Origin of the sequence: Variovorax sp. 350MFTsu5.1 (assembly GCF_048302515.1) — a bacterium.
Taxonomy (GTDB): domain Bacteria; phylum Pseudomonadota; class Gammaproteobacteria; order Burkholderiales; family Burkholderiaceae_C; genus Variovorax; species Variovorax guangxiensis.
The window spans coordinates 1,758,432-1,779,765 of record NZ_CP157620.1; the positions used below are offsets into that span (position 1 = coordinate 1,758,432).

The 21,334-nt window shown below is 69.3% G+C and carries 19 protein-coding genes; 6 read left to right on the forward strand and 13 right to left on the reverse strand.

Translation table 11 applies throughout. The features are described 5' to 3' along the window. The first annotated feature begins 33 nt into the window (after positions 1-33). The 3 genes from ABL843_RS07705 to ABL843_RS07715 are packed head-to-tail and all read left to right on the forward strand — an operon-like array spanning position 34 to position 2,240. On the forward strand, positions 34-300 hold the full coding sequence (locus ABL843_RS07705) for a hypothetical protein (RefSeq protein WP_369659293.1): 267 nt from the start codon (positions 34-36) through the stop codon (positions 298-300). A 16-nt stretch (positions 301-316) separates the two neighbouring features. Beyond that, positions 317-1,480 (forward strand): DUF3182 family protein, encoded by a 1,164-nt coding sequence (locus ABL843_RS07710; RefSeq protein ID WP_418119487.1) that lies wholly within the window; start codon positions 317-319, stop codon positions 1,478-1,480. Next, positions 1,464-2,240 (forward strand): alpha/beta hydrolase family protein, encoded by a 777-nt coding sequence (locus tag ABL843_RS07715; RefSeq protein ID WP_126022598.1) that lies wholly within the window; start codon positions 1,464-1,466, stop codon positions 2,238-2,240. The genes ABL843_RS07710 and ABL843_RS07715 overlap by 17 nt, the downstream gene beginning before the upstream one ends. 16 nt (positions 2,241-2,256) lie before the next feature. Here the strand turns inward: ABL843_RS07715 and ABL843_RS07720 are convergent, their stop codons facing one another. From ABL843_RS07720 to ABL843_RS07765, 10 genes are all read right to left on the reverse strand, one after another. After that, a complete protein-coding gene (locus ABL843_RS07720) occupies positions 2,257-3,603 on the reverse strand; it encodes an amidase (protein ID WP_418119488.1) in 1,347 nt (448 codons plus the stop codon). Positions 3,604-3,605: 2 nt separating this feature from the next. After that, positions 3,606-4,343: a DUF2848 domain-containing protein gene (locus tag ABL843_RS07725; protein ID WP_418119489.1), complete on the reverse strand. Its 738-nt coding sequence runs from the start codon at positions 4,341-4,343 to the stop codon at positions 3,606-3,608. Positions 4,344-4,346: 3 nt separating this feature from the next. Next, entirely contained in the window at positions 4,347-5,675 is a 1,329-nt protein-coding gene (locus tag ABL843_RS07730; protein ID WP_369659289.1) for an MFS transporter, read from the reverse strand. 54 nt (positions 5,676-5,729) lie between these two features. Continuing rightward, the gene (locus ABL843_RS07735; protein WP_418119490.1) at positions 5,730-6,410 is read right to left on the reverse strand and encodes a hypothetical protein; all 681 of its coding nucleotides are present in this window, start codon (positions 6,408-6,410) and stop codon (positions 5,730-5,732) included. Between the two features lie 144 nt (positions 6,411-6,554). Next, positions 6,555-7,472, reverse strand: coding sequence for a LysR family transcriptional regulator (locus ABL843_RS07740; protein ID WP_126022602.1), 918 nt, complete (start codon positions 7,470-7,472; stop codon positions 6,555-6,557). Between the two features lie 92 nt (positions 7,473-7,564). Further along, positions 7,565-7,930, reverse strand: coding sequence for a SnoaL-like domain-containing protein (locus ABL843_RS07745; RefSeq protein ID WP_418119491.1), 366 nt, complete (start codon positions 7,928-7,930; stop codon positions 7,565-7,567). 107 nt (positions 7,931-8,037) lie between these two features. Continuing rightward, positions 8,038-8,391 (reverse strand): NIPSNAP family protein, encoded by a 354-nt coding sequence (locus ABL843_RS07750; protein WP_126022604.1) that lies wholly within the window; start codon positions 8,389-8,391, stop codon positions 8,038-8,040. After that, a complete protein-coding gene (locus tag ABL843_RS07755; protein ID WP_126022605.1) occupies positions 8,388-8,792 on the reverse strand; it encodes a 2OG-Fe(II) oxygenase in 405 nt (134 codons plus the stop codon). Before ABL843_RS07755 ends, ABL843_RS07750 begins: the two co-directional genes overlap by 4 nt. 43 nt (positions 8,793-8,835) lie before the next feature. After that, complete coding sequence (locus ABL843_RS07760) at positions 8,836-9,555, reverse strand: hypothetical protein (RefSeq protein WP_184635453.1); 720 nt, start codon at positions 9,553-9,555, stop codon at positions 8,836-8,838. 97 nt (positions 9,556-9,652) lie between these two features. Then, positions 9,653-15,679, reverse strand: coding sequence for an alpha-2-macroglobulin family protein (locus tag ABL843_RS07765; protein WP_418119492.1), 6,027 nt, complete (start codon positions 15,677-15,679; stop codon positions 9,653-9,655). A 185-nt stretch (positions 15,680-15,864) separates the two neighbouring features. Between ABL843_RS07765 and opgC the strand changes: the two genes are divergently transcribed. Beyond that, the gene (gene opgC / locus ABL843_RS07770; protein ID WP_418119493.1) at positions 15,865-17,007 is read left to right on the forward strand and encodes an OpgC domain-containing protein; all 1,143 of its coding nucleotides are present in this window, start codon (positions 15,865-15,867) and stop codon (positions 17,005-17,007) included. A gap of 15 nt (positions 17,008-17,022) precedes the next feature. Here the strand turns inward: opgC and ABL843_RS07775 are convergent, their stop codons facing one another. The 3 genes from ABL843_RS07775 to ABL843_RS07785 all read right to left on the reverse strand — a co-directional run bounded on the left by ABL843_RS07775 (position 17,023) and on the right by ABL843_RS07785 (position 19,279). Continuing rightward, the gene (locus ABL843_RS07775) at positions 17,023-17,781 is read right to left on the reverse strand and encodes an SGNH/GDSL hydrolase family protein (RefSeq protein WP_126022927.1); all 759 of its coding nucleotides are present in this window, start codon (positions 17,779-17,781) and stop codon (positions 17,023-17,025) included. Positions 17,782-17,883: 102 nt separating this feature from the next. Then, entirely contained in the window at positions 17,884-18,639 is a 756-nt protein-coding gene (locus tag ABL843_RS07780) for an anti-sigma factor (RefSeq protein WP_418119494.1), read from the reverse strand. A gap of 46 nt (positions 18,640-18,685) precedes the next feature. Continuing rightward, the gene (locus ABL843_RS07785) at positions 18,686-19,279 is read right to left on the reverse strand and encodes an RNA polymerase sigma factor (RefSeq protein ID WP_126022610.1); all 594 of its coding nucleotides are present in this window, start codon (positions 19,277-19,279) and stop codon (positions 18,686-18,688) included. Positions 19,280-19,418: 139 nt separating this feature from the next. Here ABL843_RS07785 and ABL843_RS07790 point away from each other — a divergent pair, with 139 nt between their 5' ends. Together ABL843_RS07790 and ABL843_RS07795 are read left to right on the forward strand one after the other, a co-directional pair. Further along, a complete protein-coding gene (locus ABL843_RS07790) occupies positions 19,419-19,958 on the forward strand; it encodes a hypothetical protein (protein ID WP_126022611.1) in 540 nt (179 codons plus the stop codon). Positions 19,959-19,989: 31 nt separating this feature from the next. Next, positions 19,990-21,312 carry a hypothetical protein gene (locus ABL843_RS07795; RefSeq protein WP_418119495.1) on the forward strand — a complete coding sequence of 441 codons (1,323 nt, stop codon included), beginning with the start codon at positions 19,990-19,992 and terminating at the stop codon, positions 21,310-21,312. Positions 21,313-21,334 lie beyond the last annotated feature (22 nt).

Genomic DNA, 21,334 nt, shown 5'->3' on the forward strand with positions numbered 1-21,334 from the left:
ACATGGGGCGGTGAACAAGCCAGGAGGCCATCCATGACTTCGAAGCAGCAACAACCAGAAGAGAAAGAAGGGAAATCGCCGGGGAAATTCCACTTTCCCACATCCGGCAACCCTGAGCAGGGCAAGGTCGAGAAGGCCAGGCCCACCGAGCAGCCTGCCAGCGAGGAAGCGCTGGACAGCGGTGTGGAAGAGTCCTTTCCGGCCAGCGATCCGGTGTCCGTCACCGTGACCAAGGTGAAGCTGCCTTCCTCGGAAAAGAAGAAGGACGTCGAAGAGAAGGCGAAGGCCGGCAAGGGCTGAAGCCAGGCACACCGCCGTGCAAGCGCTTTCTTCCGAAGCCAGGGCGGCGGGCACAGTGCCCGGCCCGTGCAGCGTCGTCACGCTCGACGTGGACCCGCGCGGCTACTGCACCGAGCACGAGCATGCCACCCGCGCCAACTACGGGCGGCGGCTGGCGGTGCTGATCGGCTGTGCTTTCGAAGGGGAGTACGTCTCCCCGGCGCCCTCGGGCTCGCGGCACTATTTCGTACCCAGCGACACCCTTTCCGACCCGGCCCGGGTGCACGCCATGGGCATCGCCGGGGTGGACGACCTGTTCGGCGGCGTGGTGCCGCATGCCTTCGTCGCCACCAAGGTCATCAGCCACCCGCTGATCGACGAGAACAGTGCCGCAAGACCGGACGGCTGGTCGACGCGCTTCGCCCGCGAGGTGGGCGACGCAGTCGTGCCGGGCTTCTCGTGCTTCTCGGCCGGCGAGGCGCTGAGGGCAGGGCGCGCGATGCTCGATGCGGGACCCGTGCGCCTCAAGCCGGTGACGGCCACCGGCGGGCGCGGGCAGATCGTCGTCGAGCGCGCCGAGGCGCTCGGCAGCTGCATCGCCGAGATGGACCAGGCCGGCCTCGCGCGAAGCGGCCTCGTCCTCGAAGCGAACCTGGAAGACCCCGTCACCTGGAGCGTCGGGCAGCTGCTGGTGGCCGGCATGATCGTCAGCTACTGCGGCGTGCAGCGCACCACCGGCGACAACGCCGGCGAGGAGGTCTACGGCGGCTCCGATCTGGTGATGGTGCGCGGCGACTTCGACGCGCTGATCGCCGGCGTCGCGTCGCCCTCGCTGCGCCGCGCCATCGAGCAGGCGCGCCGCTATCACCGGGCGGTGATCGACTGCTACCCCGGCTTCTTCGCCTCGCGCGTGAACTACGACGTGGCGCAGGGCGTCGACGGCAGAGGCGAATGGCGCTCGGGCGTGCTGGAGCAGTCGTGGCGCGTGGGCGGCGCCACCGGCGCCGAGATCGCAGGGCTCGAAGCGCTGCATGCCGACCCCGGGCGGCGCGAGGTGCGCGCCTCGTGCTTCGAGGTCTACGGCCCCTCGGTGCTCGTGCCCGCCGATGCCATCGTGGCCTACCAGGGGACGGACAGCCGCGTCGGCCCGCTCGCGAAGTACACGATCCTGCCTGGAGACCGCCATGCCGACGCGCCATAGCACCATCGACATTCCCGTCGACGGCCAGCATATCGAGGGCACGCTGTTCGCGGCCTCGACGACAGTGCCCGGGGTGCTGCTGGTGCATGGCTGGGACGGCAGCCAGGAGCAGTACGCCAGGCGCGCGCACGAACTGGCCGCACTTGGCTGCGTGTGCCTGACCTTCGACCTGCGCGGCCACGCGCGCCACGCCGCGCAACGCATGGAGGTGACGCGCGAGGACAACCTGCGCGACGTGCTCGCGGCCTACGACGCGCTGGTCGGCCACCCGGCGGTCGATCCGGCGGCCGTCGCCATCGTCGGCAGCAGCTACGGCGGCTACCTGGCGGCGCTGGTCAGCGCCATGCGGCCGGTGCGCTGGCTGGCGTTGCGCGCGCCCGCGCTCTACCGCGACGGCGAGTGGGACACGCCCAAGGGGCAGCTCAGCCGCTCCGACCTGGTCGCCTACCGCCGATCGCTGGTCGGGCCCAAGGACAACCGCGCGCTCGCGGCTTGTGCGGACTTCGCCGGCGACGTGCTCATCGTCGAATCGGAGCACGACCAGATCGTGCCGCACCCGGTGGTCGAGAACTACCTCGGCGCCTTCAAGCGCGTGAAGTCGGTGACCTACCGCGTGCTCTCCGACGCGGACCACGCGCTCTCGAAGCAGGAGTGGCGCCAGGCCTACGGCGCGCTGCTGGTGTCGTGGATCACCGAGATGACGCTCGGCGCCAAGGCGACGGCCACCCTCACCAAGCCGGTGACCACCGCCACGGCCTGAGGCCGCCGCCCACTGTTCACCGCTGCAGCGCGGCCTCGGCCGCCAGCGCCACCCCCGCCAGCCGCGCGTCGTCGCCGCGCACCGAGGCCAGCATCAGGCCCACCGGCAGATCGCCCGGCGCATGGCAGGGCAGGCTGAAGGCGCAGCCGTCGAGCAGGTTGATCGCGAAGGTGTTGCGCAGCAGCAGGCCGTTGGCCCTGAAGAAGGCGGCGTCTTCCGCCAGCGCCTCGATAGGCGGCGCGACGATGGGCACGGTCGGGCACACGAGCGCGTCGAAGCCTTCGATGGCGCGCTCGACGCGTCCGATCCAGTCCCGGCGGCGGTCCTGCATGGCGATGTAGTCGGCGGCGCGCACCTCGGTGCCCAGCGCGATGCGGGCGGCCACGCGCGCGTCGAATCCGTCGCGCTTCGCGGCGAAGCGCTCGCGGTGCACGGCGGCGGCTTCCACCGGCGAGAAGCCGCCGGGCGCGTTGACGCTGGCGATCTCGGCCAGTTCCGCCAGCGTGATGTCCACGACCTGCGCGCCCGCGGCCGAGAGCGCCTGCAGCGCGCGGTCGAAGGCGCGCGCCACGGCGGGTTCGATGTCGTCGAACACCAGCGTGCGCGGCACGGCCAGGCGCATGCCCTGCAGCGGACGGTGGCGCACCGCGAGCGGCACGTCGGCGATGGCGGCATCGGCGGTCAGGCAGTCTTCCACGCTGCGCGCCATGGCGCACACCGTGTCGAGCGAGCGCGCGAGTTCGAAGGCGCCCGTGCGCGGCACGTGCGACTGCGTGCTCTTGAAGCCGACCAGCCCGCACAGCGCGGCGGGAATGCGGATGGAACCGCCCGTGTCCGAGCCCAGCCCCGCCACCGCGAGCCCGAGCGCCACCGACACCGCCGCGCCGGACGACGAGCCGCCCGGAATGCGCGCCGTCTGCGTGTCGACCGGATTGCGCGGCGTGCCGTAGTGCGGGTTGATGCCCACGCCCGAGAAGGCGAACTCCGTCATGTTGGTCTTGCCGACGATGGCTGCGCCCTGTGCGCGCAGCCGCGCCACGGCGGTCGCGTCGTGCGCCGCGGGTGCCTCGCCTTCGCAGACGGCGGAGCCCGCCATGGTGGTTTCGCCGGCCACGTCGTAGAGGTCCTTCACCGACACCGGCAGGCCGGCGAGCGGTGCCGTCTCGATGCCGGCCTTGCGTGCCGCATCGGCATGGCGTGCGGCGGCGCGGGCCGCGTCGGCGTAGGTGCGCGTGAAGACATGCTGCGCGGCAGGCTGTCCGGCCGCTTCGAGCACTTCGTCGATCAGCGCCTCGTGCGAGAGCTCGCCGCGCGCGATGCGCCCGCGCAGCGCCGCGATGGTGTTGCCGTTCTTCATCGTCATCGTCACGCCACCACCGGTAGTGCTTCCACCGCATAGCGATGCACGATGCGGCGCTGCAGCTTCGCATCGTGCAGCTCGATCTCCATCTGCGTCGCGGGCCGGATGCCTTCGCCCTTGGCGTTGGGCAGCGCGCCCAGCGTGCCGCAGGTCATGAAAAGGCCCTCGGGCGCGGAGCCTGCGCCGGGCATGCCGTCGCGCAGGCCGGCCAGCGGGCGGATCGATGCGAGCGTGCCGCGCTGGTAGTCGACCCAGCGGCCGTCCTCCAGGATGCGCGAGCGAAGCTCCAGCGTGTCCTGGTGCGCCTGCACGTCGCGCCAGCGCCATGCGGTCTCGGCCACGGGCTTGCCGCACATCTGCTTCGACACGGCCACCGAGTAGCTCTCGACCTGCCGGTCGGTGTGGTCCGAGGCCACGCTCAGCCACCACTCGCCTTGCGAGAAGAACAGCACCGGCTCGGCCTCGCCGGAGCTCCGGTCGCCCAGCGCCTCGATGGCGCTCGATTGCGTCAGCAACTGGGCCGCCACGCGGTAGTACAACGGCACGCTCGAAGGGCGCGGCACGCCGAGTTCGGCCAGTTCCTCGATGTGGTGTTCGATGGCGGCGATGTCGCGCCCGGTCCAGCCCGCCACCACCAGCGCGCGCGGCGCGACCAGGTGCAAGGAGGTGGAGCGCGTGCCGTCCTCGGCGATGCTTTCGCAGGCGAAGCGCAATCGTGAATTCATGTTGTTCGTCGTCGTCATCGATCAGCTCTCCAGCGGGCGCTTGGCGGTTTCGCGCGCAACCAGCAGGGCGATCAGCGTCACGCCCAGCGCGGCCACCACGTAGAACGACACGGCCACCGTGCTGCCCCACGACTTGAACAGGCTCGCGATGATCAGCGGCGCGAAGCCGCCGCCCAGGATGCCCGCCAGCGTGTACGCCAGCGAAGCGCCGGCATAGCGCACGCGGCCGGGGAACTGCTCGGTGACGAAGGCGGCCTGCGGGCCGTACATCATCGCGTGGATCAGCAGGCCCACCACCACAGCAGCGCAGATCGCGACCGGGTGCGCGCTGTCCATCAGCACGAAGAACACGAAGGCCCAGACCATGCCCAGCAGCGCGCCGGCGATGTAGACCGGGCGGCGGCCGATGCGGTCCGACAGGCTGCCGAACCACGGCACGGCAATGGCGTTGCCGGCCGCGCCGATCATCGTGGCGGTGAGCGCCAGCGGACGCGACAGGTGCAGCACGGTGGTCACGTAGGTCAGCGTGAACACCACCACCAGCGCATACAGCACGTCGGAGCCGATGCGCGAGCCGCCGGCCACCAGCAGGCGGCGCCAGTGCTGCGTCAGCACTTCCTTGATCGGCGTCTTGGCGGTGGCCTTCTTCTCCTCCATCTCGCGGAAGACGGGCGTTTCGTCCACGCCGCGGCGCAGCCACAGGCCGAACAGCACCAGCGCCACGCTGGAGATGAAGGGAATGCGCCAGCCCCAGTTCTGGAAGTCTTCCGGGCTCAGCCAGGCCGACACGGCGGCGATGAAGCCGGTGCCGATCAGCGTGCCGCACGAGGGGCCCACCTGCGTGAACGAGGCGTTGCGGCCGCGCTCGTCGGGCTTGCCGTGCTCCATCGACAGCAGCACCGCGCCGGCCCATTCGCCGCCGAGCGCCACGCCCTGCACGAAGCGCAGTGCCACCAGCGCGACGGGTGCCCAGATGCCCCAGCTCGCGTAGGTGGGCAGCAGGCCCATCAGGCCGGTGGAGACGCCCATGATGACCAGCGTGGCCACCAGCACGAAGCGCCGGCCCAGCCGGTCGCCGAGGTGGCCGAACACCACGCCGCCCAGCGGGCGCGAAATGTAGCCGACCGCGTAGGTCGAGAACGCGAGGATGGTGCCGGTGAGCGGGTCGAACGAGGGGAAGAACACCGCGTTGAAGACCAGCGCCGCCATGATGTTGTAGACGGTGAAGTCGTACCACTCCAGCGTGGTGCCGATGGAGCTGGCCATGGCCAGCCGGCCCATCTTGGCGGAAGCAGGGGCGGCCTGCCCGGGTGCCGCGGAGCCCGCGGCGGGAAGAACATGTTCGGTCATCGGATGCCTTTGTTCGGTGAGAGATGAGGTGAGAGGGGGCGGATGGCCGCCGCGTCAGGCCAGCTCGGCCGCTGTCAGCTTCCAGCCGAGCGCGAGCAGCCAGCCGTGGGCGGGCTCGGCGTCGAATGCGGCGGCGGCCGTGGCGCGCGCCGCGCGGGCGGCGGCTTCGCTGCTGGTCTCGATCACCAGCAGCGGCTGCAGCACGCGGCCTTCGGTGGATTCGCGCGGCAGCGGCGTGCTGAGCGCGGCGTCGGGCACGAGCAGGTACGACTGCACGAAGCCTGCCTGCTCCTTGCGCAGTTGCGCGCCGATGCCGGCGGCGTGCGCCACTTGCGCCTCGGCATCGGCGGCGGCCACGAGCGGAAGCACGGCCACGTGGCTGCCGCTGCCGAAGCCGGTGACGGCGCGCACCGCGCACACGCGGCGCATCGGCTGGCGCATGCGGTCGAGATTGGCGACGGACCACGGCGTCTGCTTCTCGAACGCGGCGCGGTAGCCGGGCGAGCCGAACACCGCCAGCGACTCGGTGCGGTAAAGCCCCAGGTACTTGCGGCCGCCCTCGAGCGAGAAGTAGCGCGCGCCCGAGAGAAAGCCGGGAATGCGCACACGCTCTTCCACGTGCTCCCGGTCGTACCAGCGGTTGAAGTCGGCCTCGTCGGCTGGGTCGACGCCGGAAGCGACGAACAGCAGGCCGTTCACTGCTGTTGCGGAGGAAGAGGAGTCAGGTGTGTTCATGGCGGCGGAAGAAGAGGCGGGCCTTCGAAAAATGAAGGCGCGATCTTCCGTCGCAGGGTCGGGCTGTCACAAACGAGTTTTTCTGGGCGACAGCCACAAGAATTACTGGCCCCTTTTCGGGGCCGAAATGCGCCAAACCGAGGGTTAACCCTCTGAGGCCGTGCTCCAGGTTGGTGCGACAGCCGATGTCGTGAACTGGTCGGAGGCCCGGCAGGCCAGTTCGGCCACGAGCCGGATGGCGTCGGAGTCGGCGGCTTCCAGGTGGCTCACCACGATGCGCTGCGGCGAGATGAGCGCGTCGCACTCGATGATCTTCACGTCGCCGGCCGCCACATATTCATAGCAGGGCGGCAGCGGCACCAGCGCGTTGCCGAAGCCCGCCTTCACCAGCCGCGCCAGCGCCGAGATCGAACTCACGCAATGCACCTTGCCCAGCGGAATGCCCGCCGCGCGGAACAGGTTCTTCAGCGCCTCGTGCGGCTGCGAGCCGGGGCTCATCGTGAGCACGGGTTGTCGCAGCAGTTGTTCGACCGTCTGTACGGGCTCGGCGCCGGGCGCGCCCACCCAGCCCATGGGCATCGGCAGGCAGGGCGTGCTCACGATGCCCGCGCCGGCGATGTGGTCGGTCTGCAGCGCGATGTCGAGCGCGCCCTCGCGCAGGCCGCGGTGCAGCGCCAGCGTGGTCTCGGAGGTGAGCTGCACCTCGATGCCCGGGTAGGTGGAGCGCAGGTTGGTGAGAAAGCCCAGCAGCCAGGTGTGGACCACGGTTTCGATGGCGCCGATGCGCACCAGCCCCAGGATGTCTTCGCGCGGCCGGCCGAGCGAGACGATCTCGCGGCGCAGCTCGAGCAGGCGTTCGCCGTAGTCCATCAGCCGCACGCCCACGGGCGTGAGCCGCAGTTCGCGCGCGTCGCGTTCGAACAGGCGTGCGCCGATGTCTTCTTCGAGGGAGGCGACGCGGTTGGACACCGCCGCCTGCGTGATGTGGAGCCGGTCGCTCGCCGCGCGGAAGCTGCCCAGCCGGGCGGCCCAGAGGAAGGCTTCTACAAATCTTGTGTTCATGGGGCACCTGCGGGCATTCTGCCCGCGTCGCGCCTGCACGAGAACTTGCCGTCCGCCGGATCCGTACCGGCATTGGGGGGAGCAGCCGCTTGCTAGCCGGCGTCGTAGAAGAACTCTTCCCGCACGATCTTCCCGTCCTTGACGGTGTAGAGCGCCATTTCCTCCATGGTGAAGCGGTGGCCGTTGGCCTTCATCGTCACGTCGAAGCGGAAGCCGACGATGAAGCGGTCGTCGTGCGGCCACGGGCCGGCAACCTGCATGGAGTGCACTTCATGATTGGCGGTCCACCACTCGCCCTTGGCCCTGATGGCCGTTAGGCCGACCGCCTCGCGCGCCTGGCCGGGCGGGGCGCTGGCCTCGACGCTCACGGCCTCGGGCGCATAGAGCACCTGGGCGCCTTCGAAATTTCCGTCCTTGCATAGCGCCACGAGCTTGTCGGCGATTTCCTTGGTGTTCATGGGTTTCTCCTGCGAACGTTGAGAGGGAACGAGCGAGCGAATGAATGAACGACGACCGGGGGCGCAGTTTAGGCCTGCGGTGGCTGTCTTTCGCCGGCTTTTCTTTCTCAGGAGGAAGCGGGGCCGTTGAGCGCGCGCATGCTGTCTACTGCTTCGGGCGAGGCCCACAGCAAGGTGTTCAGGTAGGTCTCGATGCGGTCCACCAGCGCGCCGCGCGGGCCCTCGCGCCATTCCGGGGAGCCGTAGAACGCGGCCTGCCCGGCTTCGAGCGCTGCGCGGTCGGCATAGGCTCGCACAAGGTGGTAGGTCTCCTCCTCGTGGTCCGACCTGCCGTAGGCGACCACGTCCATGCCCTTGCCGCGCAGCATCGGCACGGCGCGTTCGTGCATGGCCTGGTGGAAGGCATCGAGGGTGCCGGGCTTGAGCCGGTAGGTTCGGATCTCCAGCAGCATCTGCTTCATGGCGGCGGCCTTTCTCCAGCGTCGGACCTGCCCGGCAACACCCAGCCGAGCGAGAACACATAGCGGCTGCCGCCTACCACCCGCGTCACGCTGTGCTCGCAGGCATCGGGGCGGAACAGCTTGATGCGCCGCGTCGCGAAGATCGGCGTGGCGCACACGAACTCGCCACCCGAGCGTGGCGATTTCAGCACGACGTTCAGCCGGTAGTGCCGCCCGGCCTGCACCGGGTCGGTGTGCGGCGGAATCTCCGAGCCCTCGGGGTAGCGGATGAGGTAGCTGTCGAACGGCAGCGGCCAGCGCGCCGTGAGCAGCAGCATCTTGTCGTAGCCCGTGCCCTGGCGGCCGCGCTGCCAGCGGAAGGCCAGGGAGAAGTAGCTGCGCAGTGTGGTGGCAAAGCTCATGAGTGAAGTCGTGGAGCCTCCATGCCGCGCATTCTCTGGCGATTCAGCAGAAAACGATCGCCGTCCTGTGCTCGATGCTCAGCCGCGCCGATTCGTACAGCAGCAGCCAGGACACGTATTCGCGGTACAGGCCGTTGTCGTCGTCGATGAGTGCATCGATGCGTTCGGCTTCCTCGTCGGAGAGCTTGCCGTTCTCGAGGCGGATGCCCAGGGCGGGAGCGACGAACACGAGTTCCTCGAGCAGGCGCTGGGAGGAACCGAGCATGCCGCCGGGCAGGCCGCTCAGTTCTTCGAGGTCCGCGTCGCCTTCGGCCTCGTCCGCTTCTTCCTGTGCGTCGTCTTCTTCTTCATCCTCGTCGCTGCCGTCACCGTCGAACAGCACTTCCTGGAAGTCGATGGGAACGTAGAAGCCTTCGGCATCGGAGTGGCACAGCAGATGGCTTTCCGAGCCGTCCAGCAGCGCCTGGATCTTCGGATCGGCCGTGGGATCGACGTCGTCAGCCAGCGGCGTGGCGACCCAGTCGGGCGCCAGCACGCGGTGGGCGTACGCGCGGCGCAGGTAGTGGATGAAGGAATAGGGAAAACCGTCGATCGAGGCGCGCGAGTCGAGTTCGAGGGGGCCGCGCGGTTCGGTGTGCGGGGGCAGCCCCGCGGCGGCCAGCACGCGGTTGACTTCGGCCAGTTCTTCCTCGAAGCCCTCGGCGCTTTCGGGATCGTCCTCGAGCAGTTCGGCGAGCATGCCGACGCAGACAGCCAGGCCCATGGTGTTTTCCTCCAGGTTGTTGGTTCGCCGCGATGGTGACGGCGGCCGGTGAAGGAGCGATGACCGGCCGCCGCTCCTCCACCGTACCTGGCGATGCTTACTTCGCCGCTTCCACCTTCACCCGCGCGTTCGGCGCCTCGCCGAACATCTCGGGCGCGTACATCGCCTCGACGCGGCTGGGTGGCAGGGCGAAGTCGCCGACGTTGTTCAGGCGCACGGTGTACTCCATCTTCACCACACCCTTGGGCAGGTACTCGTAGTAGCTGCGGAAGGCCTCGAAGCTGCGTTCCTCGAAGGCCGGCCAGCCGGCGCCCGACTTCTTCTCGCCCTGGGTGGCGATCTGCGAGTCGCGGCCCAGGCCGCCGCCGAGGATGGTGGCGCCGCCCGGGATCGGGTCGCTGATGACGACCCAGGTCATGTCGGCGCTGGCGTTCACCTCCAGCGTCACGCGCAGCACGTCGCCGCGCGTGTACTTGCCGGCGGTGGCCTGCTCGACCGGGGTGATGGTCTTCTTGATGGCGTAGCCGGCGGCGAACGGCGCCTTCAGCTGCACGGCGGCGATCGACTGCAGCGTGAGCCACGGCTTGCCGGTGCCCTGCTGCGTGATCAGCAGCGTGTCGCGCACGGGGGCTCCAGACGGCGACGATGCCCACGGCAGGAACATCGTGTTGTTCTTCAGGTTGCCCGGCGAGGCGGGTGCGCCGAAGAAGGTGCTCTGGTTGGGCGCGCCGGTCGCGTCGCTGGTCTTCACGCGCTCGACCTTGCTCCAGTCGACCTGCGCCTTCACCGCGCCGAGCGTGGCGGCGGTGACGCCGGCCACCGGCGTGCTCTCGAACACCTTGCTGAACTTCTCCAGCGCCAGTCCGCCCCACAGGTTGGCGGTGGTGGTGTGCCAGGCGCCGTTCTGCTGGCGGCCGATGAAGCCGTTGGCGAGCTTGCCGATGTCGTCCTTCCAGGCCGGGTCGTCCATCACGCTGAGCAGCAGGCGGGCGGTGTTGACGTCGCCGTTGGTCATCAGCCACCACCAGTAGTCGTCCTGCTCGGTGCTGAAGATCAGCTTGGTGCCCTGGTAGGACAGGCGCGCCTTCAGCACGTTGTTGGCCTCGTCCAGGCGCTGCTGGCGCTGAGGCACGTCGTTCACGCGCTTGAGGATGTTGAGCCAGTCGATCACCGCGCTGGTGGGCCACTGGTTCGGCGCGATGGTGATGCTGCCGAGCATTGACCCACGGGCCTTGCCGTAGCGCGAGAGCGCTTCGAGCGCGGCCAGCTTGCGCACGTCGAGGTCCTTGCGCGGGCTCCAGAAGTCGCGCGTGATGCGGCCTTCGACGAAGGCGATCAGGCCCGACTCCATCGGCGCGCGCACGTCGTCGGCGAGCGCGAAGGCGGGGTTGAGCTGGGCCGCTTCATTCGTCGCCGCGAGCAGGTACGAGGTGAGGATGTCGCTGCCGCGGTTGGCCTCGCCGTCGCGCGGCGGGAAGTAGCTGGCCAGGCCGTCGCTGTCGAGATAGGTCGGCAGCGTCGCCAACACGCCCTGCCACATCTTCGCGTCGCGCAGGCCGACCGACTTGCTGGTCTTTTGCTCCAGGCAGATGAAGGGGTAGTTGGCGAACCAGTCGCGCACGCCCGGCAGGCCTTCGGCCAGCTTGGGTTGCAGCGAGAGCTTCAGGCCGCCGCGGCCGGGCAGGGCGTCGGCCGGCGGCGCCACGTCGAGCGTGAACGGACCGTCGACCTGCACCAGCGTGCCTTGCTGCACCGTGAGCGGCACCGAGGGCACGATGCGCTGGCGCACCTTCAGCGCATCGCGTGCGCCGCCGAGGGTGTCTTTCGCTTCGATCTCCCACAGGATGGCTTCGGCGCGCGTCTGCCCGAGCTGCGCAGGCGCGGTCACGGTCCATGCCACCTCGCGGGCCTCGCCGGCCGGGATGTCGACCGTCTGCGGCTCCAGCGTGAGCAGGGTGGCGCGCGGCGTGGCCTCGACCTTCATCGGCTTCTGCGTGGTGTTGCGCAGCGTGATCTGGGCGCGGAACTGGTCGTCCTCGCGCACCAGCGGGGGCAGGCCGCTGATGATCTGCAAATCTTGCGTGGCCTGGATGCTGGCCTGGCCGGTGCCGAACAGGTTGGTGCCCGAATCGGCCACGGCCACGATCTTGAAGGTGGTGAGCGCGTCGTTCAGCGGCACCGTCACCACGGCCTGGCCGTTGGCGTCGAGCACCACCTTCGGGTTCCACACGAGCAGGGTGTCGAGCAGTTCGCGTGTCTGTCCCTTGCCGCCGCCGCCGCCCGCGGGCACGGCCTTGCGGCCGTAGTGGCGCCGGCCGACGATTTCCATCTGCGCGGTGGAGGTGCTCACGCCCCAACTGCGGCGCTGCAGCATCGCGTTGAGCAGGTTCCAGCTGTCGTTGGGCATCAGCTCCAGCAGGGCCTGGTCGACCGCCGCCAGCGCCACTTCGGCGCCTGCCGCCGGCTTGCCGTCGGGCAGCTTGGCGCTGATGGTGACCTGCGCCTTGCTGCGGATCGGGTAGCTGGGCTTGTCGCTGGTGACGGTCACGTCGATCTGGTGGGCGCGCGTGCCGACGCGGATCTCGGCCATGCCGAGGCGGTAGGCGGGCTTGCTCAGGTCGACCATGGCGGTCGGCGCCACGTATTCCTTGCCTTCGTACCAGAAGGCCGTCCACCACTCGCGCGGCGACCTGAAGCCCCAGGTGAAGAAGCTGTACCACGGCACCTCGCGCAGGCGGCCGCGCAGCGCGAGCACGCTCACGTAGGCGTTCGGGCCCCACTCGGGCTTCACCTCGAGGGTGACGGTCGGGTCCTTGCCGTCGAGCTTGACCACGTGGGTTTCGATGATGCCTTCGCGCTCCACAGCGACCAGCGCGGTCGCGAAGCGGAAGGGGCTGCGCACCTGGAACTTGGCGATCTCGCCGGGCTGGTAGCTCTTCTTCTCGGGCAGCACGTCGATGCGGTCGTTGTCCTCGCCGCCGAACCAGAGTTCGCCCTGCTTGGTCACGTAGACTGAGCTCACTGCCCGGGCGTCGCGGCCTTCGCTGTCGGTGGCGCTGGCGATGAGCTCGACCTCGCCGGCTTCCTTCAGCTCCGATTCGCACAGCAGCAGGCCGCGCGCGTCGCTCTTGCCGCTGCAGACGGTGCCGATGTCCTTCGTCTCGGTCTTGTTGTCATAGGTGTAGAAGCCGCCCACCATGCGCTTGCGGCTGGTGGTGGTGATGCGCGCCACCGCGCGCACGTTGAGCGTCACGTTGGCCTGGGGCTTGCCCGAGAGGTCGAGCGCGAGCGCCTGGAACTTCAGCTTCTGGGCGGTGGAGACCCAGCCCTCGGTCTTGATGCCGGCGATGACGGAAGCCGGCCACAGCGTCTGCGTGCTGCGGATGGTCTGCACTTCGCCGTTCGGGTCGGCGTACGTGGCTTCGAGCAGCAGTTCGCGCGCAGCCTTGACCTTCGGCACCTTGTCGATGGTGACCTTGCCGGCGCCGTCCTTGTTCAGCGTGAGCGGCAGCTTGTCGGCGATCACGCGGGTGTCGTTCACGCTGTTGAGGTCTTCCTCGCCCGAGCCGGCCTCGGCCGCGGCGGAAACGGCCGTGGCCGCCTCGCTGCCGTCGCCCTGCGAGGCGCGCGGCGGGTTGAAGCTGAAGGCGTCGTAGTCGGAGAAGCTCAGGCTCTTGCCGCGCACCATGGCCGACACGCGCACCGGCAGGTTGGCTGCGCCGCCGCCGGAGACGTAGTTGATCTGCACGTCGGCGGGCACGCTGGTGGCGGCCACCAGCGGCTTCTTGTCCGTGGGCGCGATGCGGCCCTCGAGCACGGGCAGGCGGAACTCCTCGACGCGGAAGCTGCCGGTGGAGAAGCTGCGGCCGTAGCCGTCGTCGTCCTCACCTTCGCCCTCGCCGTTGGCGTCCTTGCCCTTGCCGCTGCGCAGCATCACCTCGTACACGCCGAGCTTGGCGGCCGGCGGAATGGCGAAGCTGTTCTCCGCGCTCAGGCCGCCGGTGGCGGTCTTGCGCCAGTTCAGCGGCTGGGTGAAGCGCTGGCCGCTGCCCACGTGGGTGATGACCAGCGTGTCGGGGCGGTTCTCGGGCAGGCCGAAGCCTTTGCTGGTCTGCGTGCGGATCAGGCTCTTCATCGACACCGTCTCGCCGGCGCGCAGCAGCGTGCGGTCGAAGATGGTGTGGGCGACGCGGTCGGCCTCGGCCTGCAGGCTGGTGGGCACGTTGAAGCGCCAGGGCTCGATGCCGCGCTGCCAGTCGCTCCAGGTGAAGGCGAGGTCTTCCACGCCCTTCTCGTCCTTGGCGCGGGCGCTGACGAACCATGCGCCGCTGTCGTATTCGTTCGGGCCGTTGCACGAGGGCGCCTGCGGCGAGACGCCGCCGAGCATGACCACGCCGTTGGCGTCGGTGGTGCCGCTGGCCACGGCCTTGCCGTCGCAGCTCGAAACGCGCACCTCGGCGCCGGCGACGACCTTGCCCTTGTCCAGCGTGGTGACCCAGGCCATCGAGTTCTCGCGGCCCAGCTTGAAGTGCACCGCCAGGTTGGTGGCCAGCGCGGTGGTGCGCACGTACATCGTGCGCCCGGCGTTGTAGCGCTCGTCGAGCAGTGCCTCGCCCAGCTTCTGCGAGGCGATCTCGAGCACGTGGAAGCCCGGCGTCAGCGGGATGCCGATGACTTCGAAGGGGCGCGGATCGCCCGAGTCGGCCTTGGGCATGTCGAGCGCCTTCACGCCCGGCTGGCCGGCCAGCAGCGACAGCATGCGGGTCTGCAGCGTGGTGCGGTCGTCCTTGTCGATGACCGGGGGCAGCGGGCCCTTCACGTCCTTGCGCGCCTGTTCGCGCGAGACGGTGAAGTTGTCGTAGCGGCGCACCTTGCGGAACCACGCGATGATTTCCGCGTCGGTCTTCGGGTTCATGTCGCTCACCTTGCCGGGCGTGAGCGCGTTCACCATCAGCTTCGGCTCCACGCGGCGCACGGTGACCGGCATCATCGCCGGCGTGTCCGGCTCGGCCAGTCGCTCGACCACGCCGAAGGGCGAGGCGGCGAACTTGGCCAGCGGCGGCATCGCGCCGGTCGCCACCTTCATCGGAAAGTTGCCGGGCGTGGCCAGCGGGCGGCCCGAGGCGTCCTCGAACTTGGAGGGCAGCTCGATGCTGTATTGCGCGCTCTCGGCCAGCGGCGGCTCGAAGCTCACGCTGTTGACCACGTCGTCGTCGCTCTGCGAACCGCCTTCGTTGTCCAGCTTGGCCTTGATGGTCTTGTCGCCCTTGAGCTGGATCTGCGAGGCCAGCTTGCGCGTGACGGGCGCGTTGAACTGCAGCTGCATCGGGCGCAGCGGCAGGCAGGCGGCCTGCGCGTTCTCGCGCTCGCAGGTGAACGAAGCCGCGAAGGGCTCGCGTACCTGGAATTCGAGGCGGCGTTCCACGTTGTTGGCCACACCCGAGGGCGTGGCCACGCCCTTGCCGTAGACGACCTGCACCTTGGCGCCGGGCGTGAGCGTGCGGTTGCACTGCATCGTGATGAAGCGCAGCGGGTCTTTCTCGGCCGACTTCTCGCGGCCGAAGGCCTTGAGCAGGCCGGCACGCTGCTCGCCATCGAGCAGCTTGACGGGAATGCGCTCGCCCACGCCGTCGGCCGTGCACCAGACGTTCTGGCGCACGCTCTCCAGCGTGGCCGCGCCGTTGAGCTCCAGCATGAACATCTGCTGCTCGTCGATGCGGCTGTAGCTGCCCGGCATGTAGTTGCGCACGAAGGGGCCGCCGGTGTTGAACTGATAGCGCTCGGGGCCGGTGAGCTCGCCCGAGGCGGGCTTGAAGGTGGGAATGCGGGTGACCGTGCAGCGCACGCCGGGCGGCAGGTCGTTCTCGAAGTCGTAGACCCAGGCCTTGGCGTCGGTCCAGCGGCCGTTGCCCTTGGCGGCCTGCGCGTCGTTGCAGCTCACCGCGAGCGGGGCGGGGGCCTTGGGGTCGCCGAAGTTGACGGCCGGCTGGTCGAACTTGGCGACCACCTGCCGAACCCGCGCCACTTCGCCCTGGGGCGAGAGGCTGACGATCTGGAGGGCAAAGCCCGGGCTGGACGCGAGAACGCCGCCGGCCAGGAGCAATGTTGGAAGGAAACGGTTCACTTTTTTATATCTCCACCTGAGAGGCAGCGCGCAGCGTAGCCGATTTGCACGACGGTTCGGGAGTGCCAACAGTCATAGGCCGTCGGCCCGGTTGCGGGTGCGGCGGTCTTTACGCCGCTCTTCTTACAATCGGGGCCGTCGTGCGTGCGCCGCGCGGACCGCCACCAAGACCTCGCCGCCGACCGATGAAACGCTACTGGGAAATAGACGCCTTGCGCGGGCTGATGCTCGTGCTGATGACCGTCACCCATCTGCCCACCCGATTGACCGATCCGCTGGGCCAGCCCTTCGGTTTCGTATCGGCCGCCGAAGGCTTCGTGCTGCTGTCGGCCTTCGTCGCCGGCCTGGTGTACAGCCGCATCGGCCATGTGCGCGGCGTCGACTCGATGCGCCAGGCCTTCTGGCGGCGCGTGCTCAAGGTCTACCTGGCGCAGGCGGCGACCCTGCTGTTCCTGTTCACCGTGATCACGGCGGTGGGCCTGCACATCGACCAGCCGGCGGTGAAGAACCTGGTCTCGTACTACCTGGCGGAGCCGCGCGAGGGCTTCATCTACGGGCTGCTGCTCATCTACGAACCGGCACTGCTCGACATCCTGCCGATGTACATCTTTTTCATGCTCATGAGCCCCTGGGTGCTGGCCTTCGCCATGCGCCACGGCTGGACCCGGGTGATGGTGGCGAGCGCCACCGTGTGGGCGGCGGCGCAGTTCGGCATCAGCGAATGGGTCTACGGGCTGGCGGTGCGCTACCTGGGCGTGCCGGTGCCCTTCCACGAGATGGGCGCGTTCAATACCTATGCGTGGCAGTTCCTGTGGTTCGCGGGGCTGTGCATCGGCGCGACCCGCAATGACCCCGGTGCCCGGCCGCTGCGCTTTCCGGCGTGGCTGCTGGCGCTGGCCGCGGGCATCGCCCTCTACGGCTTCTACTGGCGCCACACAGGCATCAACGGACAGGCGCCGTTCGGCGGCGATGTGGAGCTGAACCTGCTGTTCGACAAGTGGCAGCTGGGCCCGCTGCGGCTGGTGAACCTGGTGGCGCTGGGCGTCCTGGCGGTGCGCTTCGGGCCCTGGCTGATGCGCCGCATTCCCCGGCTGCGCTGGCTGGAGGCGATGGGCTCGGCCTCGCTGCCGGTGTTCTGCGCGCACCTGATCGCGGTGCTGCTGGTGCTGGCCTTCTACGGCGACAGCCAGACGGCGCGGCCCTGGTGGGGCGACGGCCTGCTGCTGGCGGCGGTGTTCTCGGGGATGTACTTCGTGGCGCGCTTCACGCGTGGGGCGGACGTTCCGCCGCCGGCGGACGATGTACCGTCGGAGCCCGCGCCGGCCTGAGCGGAAGCGCCCGGCTCAGGGCAGCCCGGCCGTCGGCGCCGGCGGAGGGCTCGGCAGGTGCGGCGCGATCACCGAATGCCAGAGCCGGTAGCCCTCGTCCGTGAGGTGCAGCCTGTCGCCACGGAAGAGCTCCATGCGCGGGCGCCCGTCCGCGCCCAGCATCGGCGTGTAGATGTCGATGAATTCGCTGTTCGGCAGCAGGTTCAGGTAGGCCGAAACGACGTGGTTGGTCTCGCGGATCTGCGGCAGCAGCTGCTCGCGCGAGGGGCTGGGCTTGACCGAGATGAAGCTGATGCGGGTGTCCGGCAGTTCGGCGCGCACCGCATTGGCGAAGCGCGCGAAGCTGTCGAGCACCTGCAGCGGCGTGCGGCCCTCGGCCAGGTCGTTGTCGCCCGCATAGACCATCACCTGGCGCGGCTTGTAGCGCACCACCAGGTCGCGCGCGAAGAGGGCGCAATCGGCCAGCGTGGAGCCGCCGAAGCCGCGGTTGACCACCCCGCCGGGCACGCGCGCGAAATCCTGCGACAGGCGCGTCCACATGCGCACCGTGGAGCTGCCCACGAACACCACGCCGCCGGGGGCCGGAAAGCGCTCCTGGTCGGCGCGCGCGAAAGCGGCCAGTTCGTTGTGCCAGCGGTCCTTGGCGGCCAGGTAGTCGCGCGCGGCTGCAGCCTCGGCGGCGGCCGTTTCGGACTCCTGGGGGAAGAAGCTGGACTGGGCTTGCGCTCCAAGCGCGGCGGTCAGCAGGGCGACCGCGGCCAGCGCGGTTTTCATCGAAGACATTGGAAGAACGAAAAAAGAGGCGGAGGGCGGGGCAGGCGGGTTTTCTACCACGACGCCCCAGGCCGGGCGGTCGTTGACAGTCGCAGCCGCCGGCTAGATGGTTTTCTCGATGAGCGCGCCCTTGAACAGGATCGGCCCCTTCGGCCCGCTGCCCGCAGGCACGCCGCCCTTGGCCTCGAGCGAAATGGCCAGCGCCGGCACGGCCTGCACGTCGGACTCCGACGCTGTCAGCTTCAGGGCCGGCGCGTTGCCGAGCACGCCCAGCGATCGCGGCGCGCCGCCCGGTGGCAGGGCCCAGAGCTGCAGCGACTTGTCGTCGCCTTCGCGGTAGTCGCCCACGCGCTGCAGCACGAGCTGCTTCTTCTTCGGATCGAAGGTCACCAGCATCGAGGCGGCGGCCTTGTCGTCGCTGAGCACGGCCACGTACTGCACCACGGGCGCGTTCTGCAGCTGGTCGCGCAGGTTCAGCCCGACCGTCACGGCCACCACGGTGGCCAGCGCGCCGGCCACCGCGGCGCCGCGCCACAGCGCGAGGCTGCGCGGCCAGCCGCCCTGGCGGGGCTCGCCGGCGGCACTGGCCGCCGCGCGCTGGCGTTCCAGCGCGAGCGCGGACTGCTCGGCGTCGATCATGTTGCGGATGCGCGTCCACACGGCCGCGTCGGGCACGACGGGCGACTGCAGCTCGGTCATGCTCGCGAGCCGGCCCTGCCAGACCAGCGCCGCGGCGCGCACCGGCGCCTGCTCGCGCGCCATGGCCTCGAAGCGGCGGCGGGCGCCGCCGCGCAGGGTGCCCAGCGCGTGGCTCGCCGCCAGCAGCTCCAGCAATTCGGGGTGTGCGATGAGATTCATGAGGGGACAAACGCCTTTTGAAACGCCTTCTTCGTCGTCACCGCTGTCACGCGAAGCGTCCCATGCAGACGCGCAGCTTTTCGAGCCCGCGCCGTATCCAGCTCTTGACCGTGCCCAGCGGCAGCTCGAGCTGCCGGGCCAGTTCGCCGTGGCTCATGTCGCGCAGGTAGGCCAGGCTCACCACCTCGCGCTGGCGGCCCTCCAGCTGGCTCAGGCACTGGTGCAGCGCCCAGGCCTGCTCGCTGGCATCGGCGTTCTCGGCAGGGCCGGGGGTGTCGGCCTCGATCTGGTCGGCCATCTGCTCGTCGAATTCCTGCGTGAGCCGGGTCCGGTCGGCGGCGCGGCGGCGCAGCAGGTCGAGCGCCCGGCTGCGCACGATGAGCCCGAGCCAGGCCAGCGGCGGGCTGAGCGAGGCGCGGTAGTCGCCGGCCACGCGCCAGACGGTCAGGAAGCTTTCCTGGAGCACGTCTTCCGCCCATTCGCGCTGCCGCACCACGCGCATCGCCAGGCCCATCAGCCGGGGCGCGGTCCGGTCGTAGAGCTGCCGCAGGGCGGCTTCGTCGCGACGGCCGATCCGGTCGATCAGCGCCATCAGTTCGGCGTCGGGGCTGGGTGCGGGCATCCGGGGATTGTGGGGCATCGATGCGCATGCCCGGAGTACGGAGCAACCTGGCGGGCGGATTCACTGTGCCGGCCAAATGAAGTCTTTTGGAAACATTTGTGAACGTATACTGCCCCGCAAAAACCGAGGGACCGCGCGCACGCGCGGACGGAGAAGAATGAAGCAAATTGCGATCGTGATCGCGCTCTGCGTGGGCGCGTGGTACTTCTTTATCGGCGGGCGCAAGCTCGACGAGCCGATGGTGCGCGACTACTACCAGAAGGAGGCCCACGCCATCTACTCGCGCGATGCAGAGGCGCTGTGCAAGCAGCTCAGCCGCAAGGCCCGCATCGAGAGCAGGACCACGATGATGGGCAAGACGGTCGAGCACTCCCACAACCGCGACGAGGCCTGCCAGGCGACGCGCGAAGCCTTCGAGACCTTCAGCAAGGTCGGCGAACGCATGGGCGGCATCCTCACCATCGAGTACGAGTACAACATCGACGGCATCGAGGTGGCCCCCGACCGCAAGAGCGCCACCGTCAAGGGCACCAGCGTGCTGAAGATGGGCGAGTCGCTGCTGCAGTACAAGACCAGTTTCACCCAGCGCCTGGAGCGCGAACTCGGCCAGATGCGCCTCGTTCATGCCGACGAGGCCACGGTGATGCGCATGGGCGGCGCCGGCGCCATGAGCCAGAGCGATTTCTTCCGCAAGTAAGAAGAAAAGAAAAGGAAGCGAGGGAGTTGCCATGATCGTCGTCAAGGATGCGCTGCCGCCGCCACCGCCTTTCTGGCGCCGGCTCAACAGCTTCTTCGCTTTTCCGTTCCAGATGCGGCCGCTGGCCTACGGCCTGCTGCTGGCGTTCTGCAGCCTGCTGTTCGACGCGATCTTCTTCCTGCCCGATGCGCTAGCGCTCTTCGTGATCGAGGTCGGCATCATGCTGGCGGCCAGCCGCTATGGCTTCAAGGTCATCGCGCTGGGCGCGCGCGGCATCCGCGACTCGGCCGACTTCGGCCGCGAGTCGAGCGACGAGTGGACCTACCTGCCCTGGAAGCTCTTCGCCATTTCCCTGGTGCAGGCCTTCCTGATCGGCTGGCTCGCCTGGTATGCGCCCATCCTCGGCACCGTGGGCCTTTTCGTCATGTCATTCACCTTCCCGGCTGCGGTGATCGTGCTGGTGCAGTCGGGCAGCTTCTTCCAGGCGATGAACCCCGGCCACGTGATGGACGCGATGCGCACCATCGGCTGGCCGTATGCGCTGCTTTGCTTCTTCCTGTTCCTGCTGAGCACCGGCGCGCAGGTGGCGCTGGCGATGGTGCTGCCGATGTTCGACGGGCGCATCGTGCTGCCGATCGTCAATTTCGCCTTCATCTACTTCGGCTGGGTCATGGCGAGCCTGCTGGGCTACGTGATGTTCCAGCACCACGACGCCTTCGGCTTCGACGCCGTGCCGGGCAGCGAGCTGCCCGACGGCGCGCCGGCCGACCGCCGCACGCCCGCGCAGATCGAGGCGCAGCGCATCGACGCCGAGGTGGCGCAGTTCATCACCGAGGGCGACCTCGCCGCGGCACTGGGCACGGCCTACGAGGCCCAGCGCACCGCCGACTCCAACGACCTCGCGGCGCAGCGCCGCTACCACCGCGTGCTGGCGCTGATGCCCGAGAAAAAAGACACCATGCTCGACCAGGCGAAGCGCTTCATCCCGCTGCTGATGCGGCGCGACCTGGCCTCCGAGGCGCTGAAGGTGTTCAAGGCCTGCAAGGAGCGCGACAAGACCTTCGCGCTCGACGATCCGGCCATGGTCATCGCCATGGCGCGCGCCGAATGGCGCAACGGCGACGCCCACTCCACGCTGGCGCTGCTGTCGGGGTTCGACAAGCGCTTCCGCGGTCACGAGGCCATTCCGCAGGCCTATGAGCTCGCGGCGCGCGCGCTGGTGCAGGGGCTTGGCCGCGCCGACATGGCGCAGCCCATCCTGACGACGATGGAAGCGCGCTACCCCGACAGCGAGCAGACGCAGGAAGTGCGCTGGCTGCTGCGGCCGGCGGCGCCGTCGGCGCAGACGGCATAGGTGGCGCAGACCCCAGGCACCT

What these genes read in the sequence shown, in the direction of transcription:
- ABL843_RS07730 (WP_369659289.1), bottom strand. Translation starts at nt 5,675, where the DNA reads ATGACCGAACATGTTCTTCCCGCCGCGGGCTCCGCGGCACCCGGGCAG.
- ABL843_RS07705 (WP_369659293.1), top strand. Translation starts at nt 34, where the DNA reads ATGACTTCGAAGCAGCAACAACCAGAAGAGAAAGAAGGGAAATCGCCG.
- ABL843_RS07745 (WP_418119491.1), bottom strand. Translation starts at nt 7,930, where the DNA reads ATGAACACCAAGGAAATCGCCGACAAGCTCGTGGCGCTATGCAAGGAC.
- ABL843_RS07725 (WP_418119489.1), bottom strand. Translation starts at nt 4,343, where the DNA reads ATGACGACGACGAACAACATGAATTCACGATTGCGCTTCGCCTGCGAA.
- ABL843_RS07750 (WP_126022604.1), bottom strand. Translation starts at nt 8,391, where the DNA reads ATGAAGCAGATGCTGCTGGAGATCCGAACCTACCGGCTCAAGCCCGGC.
- ABL843_RS07790 (WP_126022611.1), top strand. Translation starts at nt 19,419, where the DNA reads ATGAAGCAAATTGCGATCGTGATCGCGCTCTGCGTGGGCGCGTGGTAC.
- ABL843_RS07780 (WP_418119494.1), bottom strand. Translation starts at nt 18,639, where the DNA reads ATGAATCTCATCGCACACCCCGAATTGCTGGAGCTGCTGGCGGCGAGC.
- ABL843_RS07720 (WP_418119488.1), bottom strand. Translation starts at nt 3,603, where the DNA reads ATGACGATGAAGAACGGCAACACCATCGCGGCGCTGCGCGGGCGCATC.
- opgC (WP_418119493.1), top strand. Translation starts at nt 15,865, where the DNA reads ATGAAACGCTACTGGGAAATAGACGCCTTGCGCGGGCTGATGCTCGTG.
- ABL843_RS07735 (WP_418119490.1), bottom strand. Translation starts at nt 6,410, where the DNA reads ATGAACACACCTGACTCCTCTTCCTCCGCAACAGCAGTGAACGGCCTG.
- ABL843_RS07760 (WP_184635453.1), bottom strand. Translation starts at nt 9,555, where the DNA reads ATGGGCCTGGCTGTCTGCGTCGGCATGCTCGCCGAACTGCTCGAGGAC.
- ABL843_RS07755 (WP_126022605.1), bottom strand. Translation starts at nt 8,792, where the DNA reads ATGAGCTTTGCCACCACACTGCGCAGCTACTTCTCCCTGGCCTTCCGC.
- ABL843_RS07775 (WP_126022927.1), bottom strand. Translation starts at nt 17,781, where the DNA reads ATGAAAACCGCGCTGGCCGCGGTCGCCCTGCTGACCGCCGCGCTTGGA.
- ABL843_RS07795 (WP_418119495.1), top strand. Translation starts at nt 19,990, where the DNA reads ATGATCGTCGTCAAGGATGCGCTGCCGCCGCCACCGCCTTTCTGGCGC.
- ABL843_RS07785 (WP_126022610.1), bottom strand. Translation starts at nt 19,279, where the DNA reads ATGCCCCACAATCCCCGGATGCCCGCACCCAGCCCCGACGCCGAACTG.
- ABL843_RS07740 (WP_126022602.1), bottom strand. Translation starts at nt 7,472, where the DNA reads ATGAACACAAGATTTGTAGAAGCCTTCCTCTGGGCCGCCCGGCTGGGC.
- ABL843_RS07715 (WP_126022598.1), top strand. Translation starts at nt 1,464, where the DNA reads ATGCCGACGCGCCATAGCACCATCGACATTCCCGTCGACGGCCAGCAT.